The sequence below is a fragment of the Micromonospora sp. NPDC003816 genome, from assembly GCF_042874705.1.
Taxonomy (GTDB): Bacteria; Actinomycetota; Actinomycetes; order Mycobacteriales; family Micromonosporaceae; genus Micromonospora.
The window spans coordinates 294183-318316 of the sequence record NZ_JBIANP010000004.1 but is presented as its reverse complement, the minus strand read 5'-3'; the positions used below and the strand labels follow the sequence as shown (position 1 = coordinate 318316).

Annotated in this window: 18 protein-coding genes and 3 tRNA genes; 3 read left to right on the top strand and 18 right to left on the bottom strand. The window is 67.1% G+C overall.

The annotated features are described in order from the left end of the window. Positions 1-46: 46 nt before the first annotated feature. The 17 genes from ACFYTT_RS17140 to ACFYTT_RS17060 form a co-directional block, all read right to left on the bottom strand. Positions 47-3934 carry a DNA-directed RNA polymerase subunit beta' gene (locus ACFYTT_RS17140; protein WP_131054314.1) on the bottom strand — a complete coding sequence of 1296 codons (3888 nt, stop codon included), beginning with the start codon at positions 3932-3934 and terminating at the stop codon, positions 47-49. A 102-nt stretch (positions 3935-4036) separates the two neighbouring features. Next, a complete protein-coding gene (locus ACFYTT_RS17135) occupies positions 4037-7468 on the bottom strand; it encodes a DNA-directed RNA polymerase subunit beta (RefSeq protein WP_131054312.1) in 3432 nt (1143 codons plus the stop codon). A gap of 571 nt (positions 7469-8039) precedes the next feature. Continuing rightward, positions 8040-8426, bottom strand: a complete 387-nt coding sequence (gene rplL, locus ACFYTT_RS17130) for a 50S ribosomal protein L7/L12 (protein WP_131054311.1) — start codon at positions 8424-8426, stop codon at positions 8040-8042. Between the two features lie 53 nt (positions 8427-8479). Next, positions 8480-9028, bottom strand: coding sequence for a 50S ribosomal protein L10 (rplJ, locus tag ACFYTT_RS17125; protein ID WP_131054310.1), 549 nt, complete (start codon positions 9026-9028; stop codon positions 8480-8482). A 326-nt stretch (positions 9029-9354) separates the two neighbouring features. Then, the gene (locus ACFYTT_RS17120) at positions 9355-10044 is read right to left on the bottom strand and encodes a hypothetical protein (RefSeq protein WP_387260254.1); all 690 of its coding nucleotides are present in this window, start codon (positions 10042-10044) and stop codon (positions 9355-9357) included. Beyond that, positions 10041-10829, bottom strand: coding sequence for an ATP-binding cassette domain-containing protein (locus ACFYTT_RS17115; RefSeq protein ID WP_387260252.1), 789 nt, complete (start codon positions 10827-10829; stop codon positions 10041-10043). Before ACFYTT_RS17115 ends, ACFYTT_RS17120 begins: the two co-directional genes overlap by 4 nt. Before the next feature lie 82 nt (positions 10830-10911). After that, the gene (gene rplA, locus ACFYTT_RS17110) at positions 10912-11628 is read right to left on the bottom strand and encodes a 50S ribosomal protein L1 (RefSeq protein WP_131052803.1); all 717 of its coding nucleotides are present in this window, start codon (positions 11626-11628) and stop codon (positions 10912-10914) included. A gap of 82 nt (positions 11629-11710) precedes the next feature. Continuing rightward, on the bottom strand, positions 11711-12142 hold the full coding sequence (gene rplK, locus ACFYTT_RS17105) for a 50S ribosomal protein L11 (protein ID WP_131052802.1): 432 nt from the start codon (positions 12140-12142) through the stop codon (positions 11711-11713). A gap of 215 nt (positions 12143-12357) precedes the next feature. After that, entirely contained in the window at positions 12358-13080 is a 723-nt protein-coding gene (nusG, locus tag ACFYTT_RS17100) for a transcription termination/antitermination protein NusG (RefSeq protein ID WP_131052801.1), read from the bottom strand. Positions 13081-13118: 38 nt separating this feature from the next. Beyond that, the gene (secE, locus tag ACFYTT_RS17095; protein WP_131052800.1) at positions 13119-13517 is read right to left on the bottom strand and encodes a preprotein translocase subunit SecE; all 399 of its coding nucleotides are present in this window, start codon (positions 13515-13517) and stop codon (positions 13119-13121) included. A 211-nt stretch (positions 13518-13728) separates the two neighbouring features. Then, positions 13729-13801 (bottom strand) — tRNA-Trp (locus ACFYTT_RS17090). Positions 13802-13927: 126 nt separating this feature from the next. Continuing rightward, entirely contained in the window at positions 13928-14320 is a 393-nt protein-coding gene (locus tag ACFYTT_RS17085) for a MaoC family dehydratase (protein ID WP_176095243.1), read from the bottom strand. Between the two features lies 1 nt (position 14321). Next, positions 14322-14768: a MaoC family dehydratase N-terminal domain-containing protein gene (locus ACFYTT_RS17080; RefSeq protein ID WP_131052798.1), complete on the bottom strand. Its 447-nt coding sequence runs from the start codon at positions 14766-14768 to the stop codon at positions 14322-14324. A 125-nt stretch (positions 14769-14893) separates the two neighbouring features. Next, the gene (rpmG, locus tag ACFYTT_RS17075; RefSeq protein WP_007073056.1) at positions 14894-15061 is read right to left on the bottom strand and encodes a 50S ribosomal protein L33; all 168 of its coding nucleotides are present in this window, start codon (positions 15059-15061) and stop codon (positions 14894-14896) included. Positions 15062-15192: 131 nt separating this feature from the next. Further along, positions 15193-15265 (bottom strand) — tRNA-Met (locus ACFYTT_RS17070). 25 nt (positions 15266-15290) lie between these two features. Next, positions 15291-15363, bottom strand: a tRNA-Thr gene (locus ACFYTT_RS17065). Between the two features lie 92 nt (positions 15364-15455). Further along, positions 15456-17987 carry a putative bifunctional diguanylate cyclase/phosphodiesterase gene (locus ACFYTT_RS17060; RefSeq protein ID WP_387260247.1) on the bottom strand — a complete coding sequence of 844 codons (2532 nt, stop codon included), beginning with the start codon at positions 17985-17987 and terminating at the stop codon, positions 15456-15458. Positions 17988-18941: 954 nt separating this feature from the next. Between ACFYTT_RS17060 and ACFYTT_RS17055 the strand changes: the two genes are divergently transcribed. Together ACFYTT_RS17055 and ACFYTT_RS17050 are read left to right on the top strand one after the other, a co-directional pair. Continuing rightward, positions 18942-19130: a hypothetical protein gene (locus tag ACFYTT_RS17055; protein ID WP_387260244.1), complete on the top strand. Its 189-nt coding sequence runs from the start codon at positions 18942-18944 to the stop codon at positions 19128-19130. A 657-nt stretch (positions 19131-19787) separates the two neighbouring features. Further along, the gene (locus ACFYTT_RS17050; RefSeq protein WP_387260241.1) at positions 19788-20009 is read left to right on the top strand and encodes a helix-turn-helix transcriptional regulator; all 222 of its coding nucleotides are present in this window, start codon (positions 19788-19790) and stop codon (positions 20007-20009) included. Positions 20010-20322: 313 nt separating this feature from the next. Here the strand turns inward: ACFYTT_RS17050 and ACFYTT_RS17045 are convergent, their stop codons facing one another. Then, a complete protein-coding gene (locus ACFYTT_RS17045; protein ID WP_387260239.1) occupies positions 20323-21042 on the bottom strand; it encodes a hypothetical protein in 720 nt (239 codons plus the stop codon). A gap of 1095 nt (positions 21043-22137) precedes the next feature. Between ACFYTT_RS17045 and ACFYTT_RS17040 the strand changes: the two genes are divergently transcribed. Further along, entirely contained in the window at positions 22138-23943 is a 1806-nt protein-coding gene (locus ACFYTT_RS17040; protein WP_387260236.1) for a DUF6119 family protein, read from the top strand. The last annotated feature ends 191 nt before the right edge of the window (positions 23944-24134 follow it).

Sequence of the window (24134 nt, the reverse complement as noted above, 5' to 3'; positions counted from 1 at the left end):
GAGGAGGCCCCCGGCAGATGCCGGGGGCCTCCCACGTCACACGGTCCTAGCGGTACGACCCGAAGTCGAAGTCGTCCAGCGGAACCGCCTGGCCACTGGCCGGCCCGAAACCGTAGTCGGTCTCCGGGTAGCCGGTCATCGAGTAGACCTTGGCCTTCGCCTCCTCGGTCGGCTCGACCCGGACGTTGCGGTACTTGCTGATGCCGGTACCGGCCGGGATGAGCTTACCGATGATCACGTTCTCCTTGAGACCGATCAGCGAGTCGCTGCGGGCGTGGATCGCCGCGTCGGTCAGCACCCGGGTGGTCTCCTGGAAGGAGGCCGCCGAGAGCCAGGAGTCGGTGGCCAGCGAGGCCTTGGTGATACCCATCAGCACCGGACGCCCGGCGGCGGGCTCGCCGCCCTCGCCGACGAGTCGGCGGTTCTCCGACTCGAACAGCGCCCGGTCGACCAGCACACCCGGCAGGAACTCGGTCGAGCCGGAGTCGATGACCGTCACCCGCTTGAGCATCTGGCGGATGATGATCTCGATGTGCTTGTCGTGGATGAGCACACCCTGCGAGCGGTAGACCTCCTGGACCTCCTGGGTCAGGTGGACCTGGACCGCGCGCGGGCCGAGGATACGGAGCAGCTCGTGGGGGTCGATGGTGCCCTCGGTGAGCTTCTCGCCGACCTCGACGTGGTCGCCGTCGTGCGCCCGCAGCCGGACCCGCTTCGAGATCTTGTCGTACACGATCTCGTCGCTGCCGTCGTCGGGGATCACGACGATCTTGCGCGACCGCTCGCCGTCCTCGATCCGGATCCGGCCGGGGGTGTCGGCGATCGGCGCCTTACCCTTCGGGATCCGGGCCTCGAAGATCTCCTGGACACGCGGCAGACCCTGGGTGATGTCCTCACCCGCGACACCACCGGTGTGGAAGGTCCGCATCGTCAGCTGCGTACCCGGCTCACCGATCGACTGGGCCGCGATGATGCCGACCGCCTCGCCGACGTCCACGATCTTGCCGGTCGGCAGCGAGCGGCCGTAGCACGCACCGCAGACGCCCAGCTTCGACTCGCAGGTGAGCACGCTGCGCACCCGGATGTGGTCGACCCCGGCGGCGACGATCTTGTCGACCAGGATCGAGTTGATGTCCGAGCCACGCTCGGCGACGACGGTGCCGTCCGGCCCCTTGATGTCGTCGGCGAGGGTACGGGCGTGCACGCTCGTCTCGGCGTGCTCGTGCACCACCAGCCGGCCGTCGAGCTGCTGACCCACCTGCATCGGGATGGCCCGATCGGTGCCGCAGTCCTCCTCGCGGATGATGACGTCCTGCGAGACGTCCACCAGACGCCGGGTCAGGTAACCCGAGTCGGCGGTACGCAGGGCGGTGTCCGCGAGCCCCTTACGGGCACCGTGCGTGGAGATGAAGTACTCCAGCACGGACAGACCCTCCCGGTAGCTGGCCTTGATCGGCCGCGGGATGATCTCGCCCTTCGGGTTGGCCACCAGACCACGGATCGCCGCGATCTGCCGGAGCTGGAGCAGGTTACCGCGAGCACCCGAGTTGATCATCTTCCACAGCGGGTTCTCCTGCGGCAGCGCGGTGTCCATCTCCTTGGCGACCTCGTTGGTCGCCTTGGTCCAGATCTCGATGAGCTCGCCGCGGCGCTCCTCGGCGGTCATCAGACCACGCTGGTACTGCTTGTCGATCCGGTCGGCTTCCTTCTCGTACCGCTCCAGGATCTCCCGCTTGCGCGGCGGAGCGATGACGTCCTCCATGCCGATGGTCACGCCGGACCAGGTGGCCCAGTGGAAACCGGCCTCCTTGAGCCCGTCCAGGGTGGCCGCCAGGGCCACCTTGGGGAACCGCTCGGCGAGGTCGTTGACGATCGCGGAGAGCTGACCCTTGCGGATCTCGTAGTTCACGAACCGGTAGCCCTGCGGCAGGGTCTCGTTGAACAGCACCCGGCCGAGCGTGGTCTCCACGGTCAGCGGCTCACCCTGGACCCAGCCCTCGGGCGCGGTCCACGGCTGCCCACCGACGCCGTTGTCCACCTCGACCACGTTCCGCAGCCGGATCTTGACCGGCGCCTGCAGGTGCAGCTCGCCGTTGTCGTACGCCATCCGCGCCTCGGCGTCCGAGCTGAACGCCCGTCCCTCCCCGCGCTCACCGGTGGTGAGGTGGGTCAGGTGGTAGAGCCCGATGACCATGTCCTGGGTGGGCATGGTGACCGGCTTGCCGTCGGCCGGCTTGAGGATGTTGTTCGACGACAGCATCAGGATCCGGGCCTCGGCCTGGGCCTCGGCGGAGAGCGGCACGTGCACCGCCATCTGGTCACCGTCGAAGTCCGCGTTGAACGCGGTGCAGACCAGCGGGTGGATCTGGATGGCCTTGCCCTCGACCAGCTGCGGCTCGAAGGCCTGGATGCCGAGTCGGTGCAGGGTGGGCGCCCGGTTGAGCAGCACCGGGTGCTCGCCGATGACCTCTTCCAGCACGTCCCACACGACCGGCCGCTGCCGCTCGACCATCCGCTTGGCGGACTTGATGTTCTGTGCGTGGTTCAGGTCGACCAGCCGCTTCATCACGAACGGCTTGAACAGCTCCAGCGCCATCTGCTTGGGCAGGCCGCACTGGTGCAGCTTGAGCTTCGGGCCGACCACGATGACCGAACGGCCGGAGTAGTCGACGCGCTTGCCCAGCAGGTTCTGACGGAACCGGCCCTGCTTGCCCTTGAGCATGTCGGACAGCGACTTCAGCGGGCGGTTACCCGGGCCGGTGACCGGCCGACCGCGGCGGCCGTTGTCGAACAGCGCGTCGACGGCCTCCTGCAGCATCCGCTTCTCGTTGTTGACGATGATCTCGGGCGCGCCGAGGTCGATCAGCCGCTTGAGCCGGTTGTTCCGGTTGATCACGCGGCGGTACAGGTCGTTCAGGTCGCTGGTCGCGAAGCGGCCACCGTCGAGCTGCACCATCGGACGCAGGTCCGGCGGGATCACCGGTACGCAGTCCAGCACCATGCCGAGCGGCGAGTTGCGGGTGTTCTGGAACGCCGCGACGACCTTGAGCCGCTTGAGCGCCCGGATCTTCCGCTGCCCCTTGCCGGTACGGATGGTCTCCCGGAGGTTCTCCGCCTCGGCGGCGAGGTCCATGTTCTGCACCAGGGCCTTGATCGCCTCGGCGCCCATGCCCCCGGTGAAGTACTCGCCGAACCGGTCACGCAGCTCGCGGTAGAGCAGCTCGTCGGTGACCAGCTGCTTCGAGTCGAGCTTGCGGAAGGTGTCCAGCACCTCGTCGAGGCGGTCGATCTCGCGCTGGGCCCGGTCGCGGATCTGGCGCATCTCGCGCTCTCCGCCCTCCTTGACCTTGCGCCGGACGTCCGCCTTCGCGCCCTCGGCCTCCAGCTCGGCCAGGTCGGCCTCGAGCTTGGCGGCCCGCTTCTCGATCTCCGAGTCGCGGCTGTTCTCGGACTGCCGCTTCTCGGCCAGGATCTCGTTCTCGATGGTCGAGAGGTCACGGTGACGCGCTTCGGCGTCAACGCTCGTCACGACGTACGAGGCGAAGTAAATGATCTTTTCGAGGTCCTTCGGGGCGAGGTCCAGCAGGTAACCCAGCCGGCTCGGCACGCCCTTGAAGTACCAGATGTGGGTCACCGGCGCGGCGAGCTCGATGTGGCCCATCCGCTCCCGGCGGACCTTGGAGCGGGTCACCTCGACGCCGCAGCGCTCACAGATGATGCCCTTGAACCGGACCCGCTTGTACTTGCCGCAGTAGCACTCCCAGTCCCGCTGAGGACCGAAGATCTTCTCGCAGAAGAGCCCGTCCTTCTCCGGCTTCAGGGTGCGGTAGTTGATCGTCTCGGGCTTCTTGACCTCGCCGTGCGACCACTGACGGATGTCGTCGGCGGTCGCCAGCCCAATTCGCAACTCGTCGAAAAAGTTGACGTCGAGCACGTTCATTCCCTCACACGTCGCTTGTTGCGCTAGCAGCTGACCGGGTCCGGGCCCGGGACGGGGTGACCTCCGAAGGGGCCGCCCCGTCACCGGACCGCAACGTCACACTTCCTCGACCGAGCTCGGCTCGCGCCGGGAAAGGTCGATACCCAGCTCCTCCGCGGCCCGGAAGACCTCGTCGTCGGTCTCGCGCATCTCCAGGGCCACACCGTCGCTGGAGAGCACCTCGACATTGAGGCACAGCGACTGCAGCTCCTTGAGCAGCACCTTGAACGACTCGGGAATGCCCGGCTCGGGGATGTTCTCGCCCTTGACGATCGCCTCGTAGACCTTGACCCGGCCCAGGACGTCGTCGGACTTGATCGTCAGCAGCTCCTGCAGGGCGTACGCGGCACCGTAGGCCTGCATCGCCCAGCACTCCATCTCACCGAAGCGCTGGCCACCGAACTGCGCCTTACCACCCAACGGCTGCTGCGTGATCATCGAGTACGGACCGGTCGACCGTGCGTGGATCTTGTCGTCGACCAGGTGGTTGAGCTTCAGGATGTAGATGTAGCCGACCGCGATCGGGTCCGGCAGCGGCTCGCCGGAGCGACCGTCGAACAGCTGCGCCTTACCGCTGGCGCCGATCAGCTGGTTGCCGTCCCGGTTGGGCAGGGTCGACGCGAGCAGACCGGAGATCTCCTCCTCGCGGGCACCGTCGAAGACCGGCGTGGCCACGTTGGTGTCCGGCTCGGACTCGTCCGCACCGATCCCCTGGAGCTGACGCTTCCACTCCGCGTCGTCGCCGTCGACCTTCCAACCGGTCTTGGCCACCCAGCCCAGGTGGGTCTCGAGTACCTGGCCGATGTTCATCCGGCTCGGCACACCCAGCGGGTTGAGCACGATGTCGACCGGGGTGCCGTCCTCCAGGAACGGCATGTCCTCGACCGGCAGGATCTTGGAGATGACGCCCTTGTTGCCGTGCCGGCCGGCGAGCTTGTCGCCGTCCTGGATCTTCCGCTTCTGGGCGACGTAGACCCGGACCAGCTCGTTGACGCCCGGCGGCAGTTCGTCGCCGTCCTCGCGGGAGAAGGTACGCACGCCGATGACCGTGCCGGTCTCACCGTGCGGCACCTTCAGCGAGGTGTCCCGGACCTCACGCGCCTTCTCACCGAAGATCGCGCGGAGCAGCCGCTCCTCCGGAGTCAGCTCGGTCTCGCCCTTCGGGGTGACCTTGCCGACCAGGATGTCGCCGGGGACGACCTCGGCACCGATCCGGATGATCCCGCGCTCGTCGAGGTCGGCGAGCATCTCCTCGCTGACGTTCGGGATGTCGCGGGTGATCTCCTCCGGGCCGAGCTTGGTGTCCCGCGCGTCGACCTCGTGCTCCTCGATGTGGATCGAGGTGAGCACGTCCTGCTGCACGAGGCGCTGCGACAGGATGATCGCGTCCTCGTAGTTGTGGCCCTCCCAGCACATGAACGCCACGAGCAGGTTGCGCCCGAGCGCCATCTCGCCCTCGTCGGTGCACGGCCCGTCGGCGACCACCTGGCCGGCCTCGACCCGGTCACCCTCGAAGACGACCGGCTTCTGGTTGACGCAGGAGCCGGCGTTGGAGCGGCGGAACTTGTGCAGGAGGTACGTCCGGCGGTGGCCGTCGTCCTGGTGGACGGTGATGTAGTCGGCGCAGAGGTCCTCGACCACGCCACCGACCTCGGCCACCACCACGTCACCGGCGTCGACCGCGGCACGGTACTCCATGCCGGTGCCGACCAGCGGCGACTCCGCCTTGACCAGCGGGACCGCCTGACGCTGCATGTTGGCGCCCATCAGGGCCCGGTTCGCGTCGTCGTGCTCCAGGAACGGGATCATCGCGGTCGCGACCGAGGTCATCTGCCTCGGCGACACGTCCATGTAGTCCACCGCACCCGGCGCGACGTCCTCGGTCTCGCCGCCCTTACGGCGGACCAGGACGCGGTCCTCGGCGAACGTGCCATCGGCCCGCAGCGGCGCGTTGGCCTGCGCCTTGACGAACCGGTCCTCCTCGTCCGCGGTCAGGTAGTCGATCTGGTCGGTGACCCGACCGTCGACGACCTTCCGGTACGGCGTCTCGATGAAGCCGAACGGGTTGACCCGGGCGAAGGTGGACAGCGCGCCGATCAGACCGATGTTCGGGCCTTCCGGCGTCTCGATCGGGCACATCCGGCCGTAGTGGGACGGGTGCACGTCGCGGACCTCGAAGCCGGCCCGCTCCCGGGACAGACCACCCGGGCCGAGCGCGCTCAGCCGACGCCGGTGGGTCAGGCCCGCCAGCGGGTTGGTCTGGTCCATGAACTGGGACAGCTGCGAGGTGCCGAAGAACTCCCGGATCGCGGCGACCACGGGGCGGATGTTGATCAGGGTCTGCGGCGTGATCGCCTCGACGTCCTGAGTCGTCATCCGCTCGCGGACGACCCGCTCCATCCGGGACAGACCGACCCGAACCTGGTTCTGGATCAGCTCGCCCACGGTACGCAGGCGCCGGTTGCCGAAGTGGTCGATGTCGTCGGCCTCGTAGCCCTCCTCACCGGCGTGCAGCCGGCAGAGGTACTCCACGGTGGCGACGATGTCGTCCTCGGTCAGCGTGCCGGTGGTGATCGGCACGCTCACTTCGAGCTTCTTGTTGAACTTGTACCGACCGACCTTGGCGACGTCGTACCGCTTCGGGTTGAAGAAGAGGTTGTCGAGCAGGGTCTGGGCGTTCTCGCGGGTCGGCGGCTCGCCAGGGCGCAACTTCCGGTAGATGTCGAGTAGCGCCTCGTCCTGGCCGGCGATGTGGTCCTTCTCGAGCGTGGTCATCATCAGCTCGGACCAGCCGAACTTCTCGCGGATCCGCTCGGCCGACCATCCGACGGCCTTGAGCAGGACCGTGACGGCCTGCCGACGCTTACGGTCGATGCGTACGCCGACCGTGTCGCGCTTGTCGATGTCGAACTCCAGCCAGGCACCCCGGCTGGGGATGACCTTGACGCTGGAGAGGTCGCGGTCGGAGGTCTTGTCCGGCTGCTTGTCGAAGTAGACGCCCGGCGAGCGGACGAGCTGGCTGACCACGACGCGCTCGGTGCCGTTGATGATGAAGGTGCCCTTCGGCGTCATCATCGGGAAGTCACCCATGAACACCGTCTGGCTCTTGATCTCGCCGGTGGTGTTGTTGGTGAACTCCGCGGTCACGAAGAGCGGCGCGCAGTAGGTCAGGTCCTTCTCCTTGCACTCCTCGATCGAGGCCTTGACCTCGTCGAAGCGCGGTGCCGAGAAGGAAAGCGACATGGTGCCAGAGAAGTCCTCAATGGGACTGATCTCGTCGAGGATTTCCGCGAGACCCGAGCGTGCGTGCGGGTCGTCCGCCGACCGGCCCTGCCAACCCTCGTTGCCGACGAGCCAGTCGAAGGACTCGTTCTGAATGGCAAGGAGGTTGGGGACCTCGAGGTGTTCGGTGATCCGACCGAAGGAAACTCGGCGGGGAGCGAATGCGCTCGACGTACGACTGGTCTTCGCAGGGCGGGAAGCTGCCAAGATGCGTCCTTCCGAGGACCGGTGCTGCAGAACGGCTGGTACGCGTGCACTCCAATGACCCCACCAGAAAATATCCACAAACGGACATTTCCGAGCAGGGGTCAAGTCGGAAGGCAGCGCAAACTAGCAGTGTAGCCGAGAGGCTAACCGCTGTCCAGCCCACCCCGCAGGAAGTTGCGGAACGAGCCTCGGGACCCTGGAAACGGGTCACACCGGGCCGCTCGGAACGCAACGTCCCTGCCGGGCCGCCCAGATGTCTGCGGCGGTGGTGCTGCCGCTTCATACCCAGCCGGTGGCCGTCGCAAGCGCGGAAGGTCTTGCTGATGTCAGCGTGCCTGGGAGTCCATGGTCGCGTCAAGGCCCGGTGCCGCCATCCGACGGTCTTTCCCACCCACGGGCGAAACCACTGCCGTTCGGGCCCGCGCCCGCCGCGATGCACACGCCCTGCTCATGACCGGTTCCGGGCAGTGAAACCACACGGCGGGCGCCGATCCGAGATCCGGATCGTCGCCCGCCGCGATGTGGGTGTGCCCCGGCTCACGTGAGCCGGTACGCCCGGGTGAGGCTCAGGTCACTTGAGGGTGACCTTGGCGCCCTCGCCCTCCAGCTTGGCCTTGGCCTTGTCGGCGGCCTCCTTGTTGACCTTCTCGAGGATCGCCTTCGGCGCGGCCTCGACCAGGTCCTTGGCCTCCTTGAGGCCCAGGCCGGTCAGCTCACGCACGACCTTGATGACCTGGATCTTCTTGCCACCGTCGGCGTCGAGGATGACGTCGAACTCGTCCTTCTCCGGCTCGGCCTCGGCGGCAGCGCCACCCTGGGCCGGGCCCGCCGCCATCGCGACCGGGGCGGCGGCGGTGACCTCGAAGGTCTCCTCGAACTGCTTCACGAACTCGGAGAGCTCGATCAGCGTCATCTCCTTGAACGCGTCGAGCAGCTCTTCGGTGCTGAGCTTCGCCATATCTGGCGTCCTTTCTGAATGGTTAACTAAGAACGTGGGTGCGCCGCGCGGCCTCAGGCCGCCTCGGCGCCCTCCTGCTCACGCTTCTTGTCCTGCAGGGCGGCCGCCAGACGGGCGGTCTTCGACAGCGGGGCCTGGAACAGGGCCGCGGCCTTGCTCAGGTTGCCCTTCATCGCGCCGGCCAGCTTGGCCAGCAGCACCTCACGGGACTCCAGGTCGGCGAGCTTCGTGACCTCGGCCGCGGAAATGGCCTTGCCCTCGAAGACGCCGCCCTTGATGACGAGCTTCGGGTTGGACTTCGCGAAGTCGCGAAGCCCCTTCGCCGCCTCGACGACGTCGCCCGAAACGAAAGTCAGCGCGGTAGGACCGGTGAACAGCTCGTCGAGGCCGGAGATACCCGCATCTGCCGCAGCACGCTTGGCCAGCGTGTTCTTGGCGACGGTGTAGGTGGTCTCCTTGCCGAGCGAGCGCCGCAGCTGGGTGAGCTGGGAAACCGTCAGACCGCGGTACTCGGTCAGCACGGTGGCACCCGCGCTGCGGAAGTTCTCCGTCAGCTCAGCAACGGCCGAGGCCTTGTCGGCCCGGATCGGCTTGTCCGCCATGTCCCTCCTCTCTCGTTACTCGAGGCTGGTCACCGTCGCAGACAGGCGCCTGTGACGGGGACGGAGGCATCGCGGCAACAGAAAAGCCCCGGCGCAGGGCGCACGGGGCGAGGTCGGCGGAGATCATCGCAGTCGGCGGACCACGGGGACTCTGCCAGTTTTCGCTTGCCGCCCTACGCGGGTCGCCCGTCTTCGCGGACCTTCGACCGTGCCGGAGCACGGTGACCAGCGGTCTCTGGGTGGAACTTCGCGGCCTAGGTTACGCCCTACTCCCGGCAGCCGCCAAATCGCCCCGGAGTGCGCTCGGTCACCACGGACGGTGAACGTCAGGCACGTCGATGGCGGGCACGCCGACAACCCGCCAGAAGCATGGCCGCCCAACCGAGCGCCCAGGCGGTCACCAGCACCCCGGTCGCCCACGACAGGGACCCGGCCAGCGCCCGCGCGGTGGTCAGCAACGGCGGGGCCAGCCACCGGAGCGCCGGGTCGACGCGGCCGAACACCAGGGCGAGGACCACACCGAGGACGAGCACCGCGACGCCGTACCCGGCGCTGCGCGTGACCGCCCGGCCGGCGAGGGCACCGAGCGCCACGGCAGCCGGCAGGGCGATCAGGTGCGCCCAGAGGCCGAGTGCCAGGCCGGCGACGATGGACCGGTCGTCCGGTCCGGTCGGCACGGCCATCCCGCCGAGCAGCCACGGGATCACCAGCGCGACCGCGATCAGACCCAGACCTGCGGTCGCCGCGGCGAGCAGTCCGGCCGCCCACTCCCGCGTCGGCCCGAGCGCGACCACGGCCAGCCGACGCTGAGCGTCCGGCTCCACGTCCAGCAGGATCTTGGTCTGCCAGGCCAGGACCGGAAAGAGGACCACCGCCGACACGCCGTAGGCCTCGGCCGGCTCGGCGCGGCCACCGCCGTAGAGGATGCCCAACACGAGCAGGCCGGCCAGGACCGGTGCCAGCGCCCGTCCGGTACGCAGGAAGCCCGCGAGCCGGAACCGGACCAGCGCGATCACGGCGCCACCTCGGAGGCCGCCCCGGCCAACGACTCGGTGACCTCCGACGACGCGTCGTGTCCGCGTACCCGGAGGACGCGGTGACCGTCGGCGCGCAGCCGGCGCACGGCGTCGGCGACGTCGGCAGCCGGGACCGCCACCTCCACCACGACGGTGGCCTCCGCACCGGCCCACGGCCCCTCGGCCACCGTCTGACCGTCGACGGTCCACTGCCGGGCACCCGGCAGGCGGGCCGTCTCACCGCGATGATCGCTGACCAGTACCGCACCGCCCTCGGCCAGCACCTCGCCCACGACCTCGGGGACCAGTTCGCGGGCAGCGGCGTCCAGGCCCTCCCAGGGCTCGTCGAGGACGAGCAGTCCCGGCGGGCGCAGCAGTGCCTGGGCCAGACCGACCTTCTGCGCGGTGCCCTTCGAGAGCTGGGGCAGCCGGCTGGCCCGGAAGGGTCCGAGACCGAGGCGCTCGACCCAGTGGTGCACCGCCCGGCCCGCATCGTCACGAGCGAGTCCACGCACCCGGGCTGCCGCGTCGAGGTATCCCTCGACGGTGAAGGGCTGGTCGGCGGGAAAACGTTCCGGTACCCAGCCCACCACGGCCGGTCGATCGCGCACCCGCCCCCGGGACGGCGGCAGGATCCCGGCGACGAGTTGCAGCAGCGTCGACTTGCCGGCGCCGTTGCGCCCGTGCACCACCACCGCCTCGCCGGGCGCGATCTCGATCGTCACCGATCGAAGCACCCAGGGACCGGGACGGCGGTACCGCAGCCAGACGTCCTCCAGTCGCATCAGGCGAGCTTGCCACCTCGGTCACGGCGAAGGGGCCCCGCCACGGTCGTGTGGCGGGGCCCCTTCGAGGCGTTCGTCCTGCTCAGCTGTCGGCCGAGCCCTCCTGCAGGTTCTTCACCAGGTTCGGGTCGATCGGCACGCCCGGGCCCATGGTCGTGGTGAGGGTGACCTTCTTGAGGTACTTGCCCTTCGCCGCGGACGGCTTGGCCCGCAGCACCTCGTCCAGGACCGCCACGTAGTTGTCCACCAGCTGGGTCTCGGAGAACGAGGCCTTGCCGATGATCAGGTGCAGGTTGGAGTGCTTGTCCACCCGGAAGGTGATCTTGCCGCCCTTGATGTCCGCGACCGCCTTGGTGACGTCCATGGTCACCGTGCCGGTCTTCGGGTTCGGCATCAGACCGCGCGGGCCCAGGATCCGCGCGATCCGGCCGATCTTGGCCATCTGGTCCGGCGTGGCGATCGCCGCGTCGAAGTCCAACCAACCGCCCTGGATCCGGGCGACCAACTCGTCGGTACCCACCTCGTCGGCACCGGCGGCGACGGCCTCCTCGGCCTTCGCGCCGGCGGCGAAGACGATCACGCGGGCGGTCTTACCGGTGCCGTGCGGCAGGTTGACCGTGCCGCGGACCATCTGGTCCGCCTTGCGGGGGTCGACGCCGAGGCGCATGGCGACCTCGACCGTGGCGTCGAACTTGACGTTGGTCGTCTCCTTGGCCAGCTTCACGGCCTCGGCGGGGGTGTAGAGCTTCGACCGGTCGATGACCTCGGCGGCCTTGCGGTAGCTCTTGCTGCGCTGCATTTCTGTCTACTCCTGTGGTTTCTGGCGGGCCGCGGTGCTCGCGCGCCCTCCCACGATCCGTACGGGTCGCTGGTGACCGAGATCAGTCGGTGACGTTCAGGCCCATCGACCGGGCGGTGCCGGCGATGATCTTCTCAGCCTGGTCGAGGTCGTTGGCGTTGAGGTCGGCCATCTTCTTCTCGGCGATCTCACGCAGCTGGGCGCGGGTCACCGAGCCGACCTTCTGGGTGTGCGGGACGCCCGAGCCCTTCGCCACACCAGCGGCCTTGATCAGCAGCCGGGCGGCGGGCGGGGTCTTCAGCACGAAGGTGAAGGACCGGTCCTCGTACACGCTGATCTCGGCGGGGACGACATCGCCCCGCTGCGACTCGGTCTGCGCGTTGTAGGACTTGCAGAACTCCATGATGTTCACGCCGTGCTGACCGAGCGCAGGGCCCACCGGCGGCGCCGGGGTGGCCTGGCCCGCCGGCAGCTGAAGCGTGAACGTCTTGACGAGCTTCTTCTTCGGAGGCATGTCACTTCCTGGGGCTTGGAACTGGGAATTGTTCGCACCGACGTCGCCGTCGAGCGCGCACGGTCAGCGCGTGTGGGACGGCGGCGACGTTCTAGGGTAGCGCAGGTCGGAATCCACCCGCCCACAGAGGTTGCCCGACGGGGGCGGGACGGGCCAGACGAACGACGGCGACCGCCGGCGACGACCCCCTGGGCCGTCGCCGACGGTCGATGCGATCAGATCTTGGCGACCTGGTTGAAGTTCAGCTCCACCGGCGTCTCCCGGCCGAAGATCGACACCAGCACCTTGAGCTTCTGCTGGTCGGCGTTGATCTCACTGATCGTGGCCGGCAGCGACGCGAAGGCGCCGTCGGTGACCGTCACCGAGTCGCCGACCTCGAAGTCGAGGACCTTGATCTCCGGCTTGGCCTTCTTCTGCTCGGTCTCGACGGACGGCGCCAGCCACTTCAGCACCTCGTCGAGGCTCAGCGGGGCCGGACGGTCGGCCCGGTCCGTGGCACCCACGAAGCCGGTCACCCCGGGCGTGTTGCGCACGCAGGAGTAGGACTCGGCGGTCAGCTCCATCCGGACCAGGATGTAGCCCGGGAAGACCTTCGCCTGGACCTGGGACCGCTTGCCGTTCTTGACCTCGACCTCTTCCCGGGTCGGCACCTCGACCTGGTAGATGTAGTCCTCCATGTCGAGGGACGTGATCCGGGTCTCGAGGTTGGTCTTGACCTTGTTCTCATAGCCGGCGTACGAGTGCACCACATACCAGTCGCCCGGCGCGTAGCGCAGCTTCTGCCGCAGCTCCGCGACCGGGTCGTAGTCCTCGTCGGGTGCGGGCTCCGTCGTCGCGAACTCCGGCTCGCTGGCGGCCTCGACCGACTCGTCGTTCGCCGCCGTCGCCACCGTGGACTGCTCGTCCGGGGTCTCGGCGGTCTCGTCGTACTCAGGCACGCTTGCTCACTTCCGTCACTATCGGCACAGTCAGCCGGTCAGCTGGGGTTGCCGAAGACCCACAACACGCCCTTCGCGAAGGCGTAGTCAAGGCCGGCCACGATCGTCAGCATCATCGCGACGAATGCGACCACCACGGCCGTGTAGGTCAGCAGCTCCTTGCGCGTCGGCCAGATGACCTTACGCAGTTCGGCCACGACCTCGCGGATGAAACGCGCGACGCGGCCGAACAGGCCCACCTTGTCGGCATCGGCACGCGTCTTCGACCGGCTGTCGGCGGAATCCGCCTTCGCCCGTTCGCGGGTGGCGGTGCCGCCCCGCGATACCAGATCGTCCGCGTCGGTGGCGTCGTCGTCGGCACCGTCACCGTCGTTGACCACCTCGTCGTTCAGGCGGTCGTCGTCGGCGTCCTCGCCGCGCCGCTTGTTGTCGGCCACTTCGCCCTCCGTCGCGGGATGTCGGGGTCGCACGCGGTACGCGTACGCGGCGCTGGTCACGCCGGCCGGACCAACCGTCCCGGGACGGGCCGCGGCCGGCGGATCAACCGGAGGGGCCCCGATGCCTCGGAACCTCTCCGCCGATGCCACCACCACGGGCCGCACGCCACCGAGCGGTGACGCGACCCACGGAACGGTCAGGCCTGAGGCGCAGGGGTGACAGGACTTGAACCTGCAGCCTGCGGTTTTGGAGACCGCTGCTCTGCCAATTGAGCTACACCCCTGTGTGGCAACGCTCGTCCCACCCGGTCACACGACCAGGCAGGAGTCACTTGCCCCACGGCGGACCAGTGTACGGGTAGGGACCCGACTTTCCCAACCGGTCTGCCGATCGCGGCGAGCGGTGCCGGTCAGCCCGTCGTCCGCACGATGGCCCGCGCCTGCGACAACACCTTCTCGCCCTGACAGGTGGCGGTGATGTCGAGCCTGGTCAGGCCCGCGTCGGTGACCTCACGGACGACTGCGGTCACCACGATCTCGGTGCCCTGGTCGTCGTCCGGCACCACCACCGGACGGGTGAACCGGACGTTGTAGTCGACCACCGCGTCGGGTCCACCGGCCCAGGCGGTGACGGCCCGGCCGACCAGCGCCATGGTGAACATGCCGTGCGCGATCACGCCCGGCAGACCGACCTTGGTGGCGAACCTGTCGTTCCAGTGGATCGGGTTGAAGTCGCCCGATGCGCCGGCGTAGCGGACCAGGTCCGCCCGGGTCACTCGGAACGTCTGGGTGGTCAGCTCCATGTCATGCCTCCCCGCGTACGACGAGCTTGGACCAGACCGTGACCACCGGCTCGCCGGCGGTCGTGCTGACCTCGGTCCGGGTGGTCAGGAACTCGTGACCACCCCGGCTGGTGATGTCCTCCACGACGTTGACGCAGACCAGCTCGTCGCCGGCCGCCACCGGGCGGGTGTACGCGAACCGCTGGTCGCCGTGGACGACCCGGCTGTAGTCGACGCCGAGGGCCGGGTCCTCGACGATCTGGCGGCTGGCGGCCATGGTGATCACCACGGGGAAGGTCGGCGGCGCGACCACGTCCGGATGGCCCAGGGCACGGGCCGCCTCCGGATCGTGGTAGGCGGGATCGGTGGCCCCGATCGCCGTCGCGAACTCACGGATCTTCTCGCGGCCCACCTGGTAGGGGGCGGTCGGCGGAAAACTGCGGCCGACGAAGGAGTGGTCCAGGGACATGTCGCGAACCTACACGCAACGCACGAACGCCGATCCGCGCGGTCGACGTCGGCCCGAGGGCCGCGCCGCCGCACGAACCGGCGATCGTGGTACGCGTCAACCCGGGCCGAGTCGGCCCGGACGGGTCAGCGGGTCTCGCGGTGAACGGTGTGCCGACCGTCCCGGGGGCAGAACTTCTTCAGCTCGATGCGGTCCGGGTCGTTACGGCGGTTCTTGCGCGTGATGTAGTTGCGCTCCTTGCACTCCACACACGCCAAAGTGATCTTCGGCCGGACATCGGTCGCCTTCGCCACGGCGGAGTGCCTTCCTCGCTAACGGATACAACTACAGCGCTACAGCGTACGCACCACAAGGGCGGACACGCAAAGCGGGCGCCCAAGGCGCCCGTGCCACCGACCGCCGGAATGCTCCGGACGGACGAGAGTAGCGGTGGCCGGACTTGAACCGGCGACACAGCGATTATGAGCCGCTTGCTCTACCATCTGAGCTACACCGCCGTGGTGGGCCCAGCCGGACCCTCTGAGCCCCCTTACGGAATCGAACCGTAGACCTTCTCCTTACCATGGAGACGCTCTGCCGACTGAGCTAAGGGGGCCTGCGCGATCACTCGGTGGCCGCGCAGAGGTAAGAGTACACGGCCCTACCGCGCTGGTGAAATCGGATCCCCGGGGACGTCGGACACCCAGCTCAGGGGACCACTCGCAGGCGCGGCAGCTCGTTGTCGGTGATCGATTCCGGGTCGACCTGGGCGCCGAACCAGGCCTCCAGCCGCTCGTACGGCAGCGGACGACTGAACAGGAATCCCTGGCCGATCTCGCAGCCGATGTCCTGGAGCAGTTCCAGGGTCAGCTCGCTCTCCACTCCCTCGGCCACCACGGTCAGGCCGAACTGTTGCGAGAGGGTCACCACGGCGTTGACGATCGCCAGGTCACCGGGATCGGTCGCCATGCCCTGGACGAAGGAGTGGTCCACCTTCACCTCGTGCACCGGCAACCGGCGCAGGTGGGCCAGCGAGGAACTGCCGGTGCCGAAGTCGTCCACCGAGAGCCGTACACCGAGGTCCCGCAGGCGGCGCAGGGTCGGGATGGGCCGGTCGGTGCCGTCCAGCACCCCGGCCTCCTCGATCTCCAGGGTCAACAGCTGCGCCGGTACGTCGTACTCCGCCAGCAACTCGCGCACCCGCTCCGGGAAGTGCTGGTCGTTGAGCGTACGCGCGGAGATGTTGACCGCGACGGCGAGCGACTGGCCGCCGTGCGCCCAGTCGCGGCTGTGGCGCAGCCCCTCCCGCAGCACGAACTCGGTGAGCCGCCCGAGCTGGCCGGTGTGTTCGGCCACCGCGACGAAGTCCTGTGGGGCGACCGTGCCGTGGGTGGGGTGCTCCCACCGGGCCAGGCACTCCACTCCCACCAGACGCCGGTCGCGCAGCGTCACCTTCGGCTGGTAGTAGATCTCCAGTTCGCCGTTCTCCAGGGCGCTGCGCAGGTCGCCGGCGAGACCCAGCCGGTGCAGCGCACGCGACTCCAGGGCCGGCGTGTAGAGCTGCACGCTGCCGGGGACCGACTTGGCGGCCGACGCCGCCACGTCCACCCGTTGCAGCAACGTCGCCGGATCGCTGCCGTGATCCGGATGCACCACCACGCCGACGGCGGTGTCCACGTCCAACGTGAGGGCGTCGAAGACCATCTCGTCCCGGATCTGCTCGCGCAGGTGGCCGGCGAGTTCCACCGCCGCCTCGGCACTCTCCAGACGCAACGTCACCAGGAACTCGTCGCCGCCGGCCCGACCGACCAGGGCCGCCGACGGTACGCATCCACGCAGCCGGTCGGCGACCTCGACCAGCACCTTGTCCCCCGCGGCGTGCCCGAGGGACTCGTTGACCTGGCGCAGGCGGTCGACGTCGAAGAGCAGCAGCGCCACCACCTCGCCGGGGGCCCGGATCCGGACCGCCTCGGTCAGCGCGCCGAGGATCCGACGGCGGTTGGGCAGTTTGGTGAGCCCGTCGTGGTACGCGTCGTGCCGCAACCGGTCGACCAGGCGCGAGTTCTCCAGCGCGACCGCCGCGTGGGCGGCGACCGTCTCGAAGACGGTCACGTCCGCGGCCCGGAACGAGTTGGTGTCGCCGAGCCGGTTGGTCACCTCAAGGGTGCCGATGACCGCCTTGCCGGACCGCAGCGGCACCACGATCACGTCCTTGACCGAGGTCGACTCCAGCGTGTCGCGCAACTCCAGGTCGTCGCCGCCCAGCCGACTGCTGACCGCCACGGTCTCCTGCCGGGCCACCGCGACGTCCCGCAACGCGGCCGGGCTGTGCGTGGAGTCCAGCAGGCCGGGCTTGCCCTCCTGGGCGGTCAGCAGCACCTCCGGGTGGCGGCCCTGGGCCGGCAACCAGAGGGTGGCGGACTCCGCCTGCATCAGGCTGCGGATCCGGACCAGCAACGCGTCGATCAGGTTGCCGTCCGGTCCGCTCTCGGTGATCCCCTTGGTGAACTCGTACATCTCGGCGACCGTGCGGTGCTGCCGGAAGAACTGGGCGTACGAGCCGTAGACCAGCGCGAAGGCGATGCCCAGACCGGCGAAGAGGAACACCGCCCAGGGCGTGCCCTCCAGCGCGATGATGATCACCAGGCCGATGGCGAGGTTGATCGTGACCGCGAGCAGCATCGGCGGCGCCGCCCGGAGCATCTCCCGCCCGGCCTGCCAGCCCTGCACCACGGAGACCACCGCGACCACGGCGGCCAACGCGACGAGGGTGTGCGTACCCACAGCGACAGTCAGCACGGCCCAGGTACCCGGACCGACGCCACCCGGCTGCGGCAACACGTGGTAGACCACGGTCGCCAGAGATGTCGCTATCGCCGCGAGCGCGACGTTGAACCAGAACTTCGCCGGCAGCAGTTTGCGGCGGATCTGCACCACGATGGCGGCGGCCGTGTACGCCAGCACCACCGACAGCGGCGGCAGCAGATAGAGGGCGACGACCAACGGGATCTCGGTCGGCGTGGCGGCGAGCGCCTGACGCCGCACCACGACGTTGATGGTCGGCAGTGCGGCGGCCACCATCGCCGCCGTGAGCAGCAACGTCATCGGCCAGTCCCCCAGGGAGGGGGACGTCGTCAGCCCGAGGATCAGTGAGAAGACGACAGCACCAAGCGCCAACGGCCCGGTGACCAGCCAGGCGTACTCCGTCCGCCGTCGGATGGGGCGGGGGCGAGGCGTCATGGCTCCCCTAGCGACCTGAACTCAGCGGATCCCGGAGGGGCCCGGACGCGCGAAGGCCCGTCAGGGGATCAGCGACCCTAGGGTCGGCATGTTCCACTCGAGACCATTCGCCCTGACATCGAACTCCGCGACCGTGCTCGTCGCGAGAACCAGGCCGGAAACCAGCAAGAGGGAGCCGAGTAGCCGGCCCAAACGTCGAGCAGACATCTGTGCTCCTGAGTGGGGTGAAGGGAACGCGATGGAGGTCCCCCGATGGTGCCACAGCGAGTCGGCCGGTGGAAAGTTCACAGACCTGATGTTGGTCCGGTTGTCGTGCCGCACGACACGTACGTACCCGTCGCGTACAACGTCCGGGCAGGTCAGCGCTGGCAGCGCCGGTGCCACTGAAGAAGAAGACACCAACCACCCATTCCCTACTAAGGCGGCGTAGCGGATCTAGCGGACAATGGCGAAGAATACTTTTGACCGGATAATGCGGAATGGCGGAAGACCTCCAATCACGCCACCGTAAGCGATCAGTTACCCCGCGTCCGCGACCACTCTTCCGCCTGCCCCGCGCCGACCCGCGTCCTCCATCGCGTGGCGGACAGCAGCCGGATCACCAGGTAGAGCACCGCCGGGCCGACACCCCATCGGCGACGGTGTGGAGCCGCACGAACCCAGAGTAGGCCGAACACACCATCGCAGTCACCCCCATGGATGGCCGAATCGTGCCAACCTACACGAAGATGCTGCTCACGGGTACGGCGAGGAGAACTGTCGGGTACCGGCTCCCAGCACCGGAGACACTCGGCGTCTCGCTGGCCAGCCCGTCGGACGCGCACCGCCACGCGACATCGTCCTGGTGGGCACGGGGTACGAGACGGCTTTCGCCCTCTCGGACGGTTCCGCGCGGGTGATCCGTACCCCGATAAAGGTCTGGAGTCCCGTACGCGTCGGCAGGAGCATGGAGCGATGCGCACCGAGGACGCCCGTGCCCGCCTCCAGGAGACCGCCACCCTCTGGAGCGTCGGATCCCGCACCGCAGCCGACGTGATCGAAGCCGGCTGTGACTGCCTCGTGGCCGGCGTGGACAGCCCGACCCTCCGGATCCTGGCGGGGCTCTCATCGCTACAAGGCGGCGACGGGTGGAGTTTCCACTGATGGCCGCCACGGGTGACTGGCGAGCTGTTCTTGGTGTGCAGCAGAGGCAACAGCGGGTTCACCGACGAGGCGGACCCAGCCGCCAACTTTGCGATTCGGCGGCTCCATTGCGGTGTAGCCAGCATGACGATCGCGGTTGAGGGCGGTTCCAGGCCAGCCCGGATGCCACCAAGCGTTCGGCTGATCCTGCAGACCAACACCGGCCCCAAGTTGACCCGTCAGGGATTTTGATCGCCCATAGCCCCGGGCTTCCGAATCCAGCCGATGAACCGCACGTAGAAATACAAAGGGTCAGGTGGAGCGCCGAGGCGAGTCAGGTCGGCTGTTGCCTCCTGAAGCAGGTCGGCCATGTCCAGCCCAAGCATCCTCCCGATGCCGTAGTCCGCCCGCAGATCGGTCCGAGCCTGCCGGCAGGGCCAGCCATGAGCACACGCGGCACAAAACCAGAGGGGCCGCACGGGTGCATGTCGTTGTAGGTGCATCGAGGTTCCTCCCGGGCGCGAGACGGGTGGCACCCCTGGCAGCCGGGCACGGCCTCCAACAGCCAGGGGGCCCGATCTGATCCCACCCCGACACCGATCCAGTTGTCAACCAATCGGGGACCCCCTTTCGGGGACCCCTGCCCGGGGAGCCTAATGCGCACATACCTTCGGCTCTATGGGTGCTGGGAAGGGACCGGGCGAACTGGTCGGCCCGTGGGAGATCGCCAAGATGCTCGGCGTGACCAGGTCGCGTTTCCAGCAGATCGCGCTGCGACCCACCTTCCCCAAGCCCTACCAGGAGCTACGGGCCACCAAGGTCTGGCTCAAGGTCGACGTGGAAGCCTGGATCGCCGAGTACCGACAGCCGCGCCGGGCGGACGACGACGTGGAGGCATAGCCAAAGGGCAGCCCCGGCCAACGGAACAAGTGGGGCAGCCCGATCCGGCGCCCGCAAGTCCCGTTCAGGACCCGCCCGTCGAGAAGTGAGCACCTCGACTCGCCGCCCGTCCGAGGCGTGTTCAACCTGTCAGTCCATCGGGATCAAGGTCAACTGCCAGCGGTCGAGGAAGTGGACCACTACGGCTTCCGCGCCCCGCCGAAGGCTTACAGGGCGTCCGCGATCTTCACCGGGTTAAGCCTGTTGAGCTGCTGCTTCTTGACACCCTCGAACCCGCCGTCCCGCCAAGCATCTTCACACCACACCACTGAGGTCAACTCGACAGCCAGCGGAACACTGCGACGAGTGCCGCCAGGATGGCAATTCCCCAGACAACATTCCGGCCCGTGCCGTCGAAGATCAGGTAGGCGATCTGGGCCACCAGGAAGATCGAACTCAGCATCAGGTCGACAAGGAGGAGAACCAGCGTCAACGCCAGACGTAGCAGGAACCACACGAAACCCAGGCCATACCATTTATCGATCGTTGAGTCGTCGTACGCCCAACGCGTCAGCATGAAGGGCTTGTAGATCGAGGCTTGCCAGCCTTTGCTCCACTTCGCACCAGCTTTCACCCAGAACGGGTCGCCGCTCTCCTTCGCTGTCGCTTCCGATTGCTTGAACTGGATCTTCTTTACGGACCCGCCGGTGATGTCGATCAAGACCTGACCGTCTTTCACCTGGATCATGGTCTTCCCGTTCACAACCACCGTGAGCTGGTCGCGGCCCGTCTGAACCCTAAACACCTTGTCGAACCCGGTCTTACCCCTCTTCCGATCCCGTAGTAGCACGTAGATCGTGCCGCCGTCTCGCGGCGGTAAGGAGTACTCAGCACCGATCGAGAACTCCCCGATAGGGTTGATGAAGCTCGTCTCGCCCTCGACAGCGACACCATCAGGTCCGATCGTCAGCGCTACCGGCAGCAGCACGGGCTTGTAGCGGACCTTGCCCTCAGCTTCTGGATCGCAGCCGGCGAGTACCAGAACAAGGAGCACGAGAACTATCCACACCGTACGGTCACGGAGCGGTCGCGCTCGAATGGTCCGCACGGCCGGCGGTGGAGGCAGAGGCGACACCCGCCTGGTGGCGAGATCTACCTTCAACGTGAACCGCCCGCCTGGTCCGCGCCTCCCGACGCCAAACCAACTATCCTACGTCGCCACATAATTACGAGTGTCCCGTAAGCGGTCAAGGCAACGCGCTTCGTGGCCCGACGGGGAAGCCGGAGAGCCGCCCGCCGACCTCGCAGCCGCCGTGCGCTGATTGCGGGCCAACACCATTGACCTGACCCCGCTAGCCGACGCTGCACTGGCCAGGAAGGCGCTCGATACGCTTGCCCTCCGGATGGATGGCACTCCCGCGTCCAGCACGATCGCCTGAAGAAACTGGCCGTCTTCTCCGGTGCCTTCAAGTACGCGGTGGAGCTGCGGCTACTCGATGCCCCCGTGTCGCTTTGAGCTGGACCGTTCCGAAGACGGCCGATGAGGTGGACCGCCGGACGGTGGTTGGTCAGCCCAACAAGGCGCGGGCGCTGATCGCCAAGGTGGGGCGCACCGCGCCCGAGCTGGAAGCGTTCTTCGGATGCATGCACCACGCCGCGCTACGGCCCGAGGAAGGTGCTTCACCTGAGGGAAGACGAGTACGAGCGGCCCGCCCGGCTTGGGAAGGTGGGGCGTGTTACGTCTAACCGGCTCAACGGTGGCCGTGGGTCGCGACTGGGACAGCGTGCACGTCCTCATACGGGTCTACGCGAAATGCGTCTACAGCCAGGAGGGAGCCGCGCGGAGAAGGATTGAGGCCGCTTTGGCGCAGGTGCAATGACGGGATTCTGACACCTGCCGCCGCCCTCCTCGCTTAGAAAGTTTACCCGGCGAGGGTCGGCGTTGGGTGATGCCGGGCGGAGGCAGGACAAGGCTGAACTGTGTTTGCCTGCCTACGCCCGGCGAGGCGTCTCGGCCGAAAGTGGCAACCAAGGGAGCCAAAGGGGCGATCAGGCGGGGACGTGAGGACTCGCCCTAGGTCCCTGGAGTCACCTCTATCCACCAAACCACTCGTTCCGCCACGATCACTTACCGTGGTACGACGTATACATGAAGTCAGAAGCCACGCCGGCCGCCGCCCCTCCCAAACTCCGCTTCAACTGCTATCTGTTGCGCCAAGGTCTGCCAACGATCGAGGCCGCCCTACGCGCCCCGTACCGCCCAGGCGGCAAAACAGGTATGTTGCCCATTCAACCAGCGGGCGGAGCGCCACCGGGAACAGTTGGCTACTTCAGCACCCCGAAACAAAAGGTTCCCCCGTGGGCTAGAGCCCTCTCGCCAATCTTCCCTGCGCTTTCCCAGGCACAGAACCTATCGAATCGATTCGTAATCTTCCTTCCAGTACAAAATCGATGGTTCGCCGTGTGCTTCGGCTACGGAAGCTCAGCCTTGGAGTGGAGCGCAATCGAGGCAAACTTCGGCCTCCGTTTCGCAGCACGACGCATGAGCCCTAAATCGCTCCGCGAGTTCCGCAGCAGAAGGGTAGGTGCGTCAAATCGCGCCCAAGCCGTGCAACTACCGCTCGGAGGTGACCTGAAAGACCTTGACGTTGGAGCACTAGAAGGCGAATTTGTTCGACGCCTGGTTGGAACACTAGACGAGAGCAACGGAGCCGAGTTCGCCGACGTTGACGCGGTGGCCGCAACCGACGCCATATCATTCCGAGCCCGCACCGACCTTGAGAAGATCCAAGGAACACTTAGTCGGATGCTTGCCGAGATTGAGGCTGGCACGGCCACCGAGGGACTAAAGTTCGTTGACTCTCTAGAACCACTTCGAGTCAAGAGCGAGCAGACAGCCCAGCTTGATCGCCACCTAGCACAAGCACTCTTCGCCGGGGTGCATGGCTTTGCTGAGTTCGACGATGAGTTGAGCAGTCTGCAGGACCACCTGCTGGAGTTCTCTTTCCCCGATGCACTGACGACAGACGAGATAGACGAAATCCGTCTGTACCGCGGAGAACGATCGACGCTTCTATCAGAGCCCTCCATCGCGGGTGTGCGTGACGCACTCAACGAGCTTAAAGGCAGGCTAACGGCTCGATCGCTTGACAACATCAAGTTGATGGCGTTCGACAATGAAGGTGAAGCCAAGAGCCCACATATGACGCTGCGCCACTGGCTGATATTTGAGTCGGGTAACGAGGAGCGGCGCTTCATCCTCACACTCGGTCGATGGTTCGCTCTAAACGAGGCGTACACGCACAAGCTCGATGACGACCTAAGCAGAGTCGATGACCTGACAGATGTCCTCAAACCGCCCGTATGGGAGGGAGGGAAAGCAGAGGGCGCGTACAACGATGACTTTCAGGACGCTCACTCGAATACCACCATCATCCTCGATAAAGTCAAAATACGGTCAGAAGATGGTGACGAAATCGAAGCATGCGATGTACTTCATCGCGACGGATTCTTAATCCACGTGAAGAACTACAAGAAAAGCCAGACCCTCAGCCACCTGTTCTCCCAAGGTCTCGTTTCCGCGCTAAGCCTGCGCGGCGACTCCGTGTACCGCGACAACTTTCTCCGAGCTGTGCAGGGCATCGACCCAGCCTTCGTACCTATAGCCGAGAAGGCTCCCGAAGTGGTCGTTTATGCGATCGGCGTGCAGAAGGACCGACCAGTACCACTAGGGCTTCCGAGCTTCAGCAAAGTAAACCTACGCGACTTCGTGAAGCGGGTGAGGGGCACCGGAGCGCGTCCCGCGATCTGTCGGATACAAATCACCGACTCTGCCGGGAGCCCGGAACCCTCTGGCGACGTGCAGACCGTTCCGGTGGAGCAGTCCGAGGTCTCGTCCCACCGTCCCCCCGCTCCGAGGAAGGCCGAAGATGGCACGCATCCCAGCCAGACGTAGAACTGGACGGGCAGGACAGGCGATCATGACGACACGTATGCGGCACGACCGGTGAGACGCACCGCCCTTGAGTGAGAACCAGTGGGACTAACAAGAACGGCCCCTGATCAACATCTCTGATGGTCAGGGGCCGTTCTCGCACCTGGTGGCGGGTAGAGGATTCGACGAGCTCTGCAGCTTTCGCGACGATT

Coding starts and splice junctions, on each gene's coding strand:
- ACFYTT_RS17050 (WP_387260241.1), top strand. CDS start 19,788: ATGGGTGCTGGGAAGGGACCGGGCGAACTGGTCGGCCCGTGGGAGATC.
- ACFYTT_RS17055 (WP_387260244.1), top strand. CDS start 18,942: ATGCGCACCGAGGACGCCCGTGCCCGCCTCCAGGAGACCGCCACCCTC.
- rplJ (WP_131054310.1), bottom strand. CDS start 9,028: ATGGCGGACAAGCCGATCCGGGCCGACAAGGCCTCGGCCGTTGCTGAG.
- rplL (WP_131054311.1), bottom strand. CDS start 8,426: ATGGCGAAGCTCAGCACCGAAGAGCTGCTCGACGCGTTCAAGGAGATG.
- ACFYTT_RS17115 (WP_387260252.1), bottom strand. CDS start 10,829: ATGCGACTGGAGGACGTCTGGCTGCGGTACCGCCGTCCCGGTCCCTGG.
- rplA (WP_131052803.1), bottom strand. CDS start 11,628: ATGCAGCGCAGCAAGAGCTACCGCAAGGCCGCCGAGGTCATCGACCGG.
- ACFYTT_RS17040 (WP_387260236.1), top strand. CDS start 22,138: ATGAAGTCAGAAGCCACGCCGGCCGCCGCCCCTCCCAAACTCCGCTTC.
- ACFYTT_RS17085 (WP_176095243.1), bottom strand. CDS start 14,320: ATGGAGCTGACCACCCAGACGTTCCGAGTGACCCGGGCGGACCTGGTC.
- ACFYTT_RS17080 (WP_131052798.1), bottom strand. CDS start 14,768: ATGTCCCTGGACCACTCCTTCGTCGGCCGCAGTTTTCCGCCGACCGCC.
- rplK (WP_131052802.1), bottom strand. CDS start 12,142: ATGCCTCCGAAGAAGAAGCTCGTCAAGACGTTCACGCTTCAGCTGCCG.
- ACFYTT_RS17060 (WP_387260247.1), bottom strand. CDS start 17,987: ATGACGCCTCGCCCCCGCCCCATCCGACGGCGGACGGAGTACGCCTGG.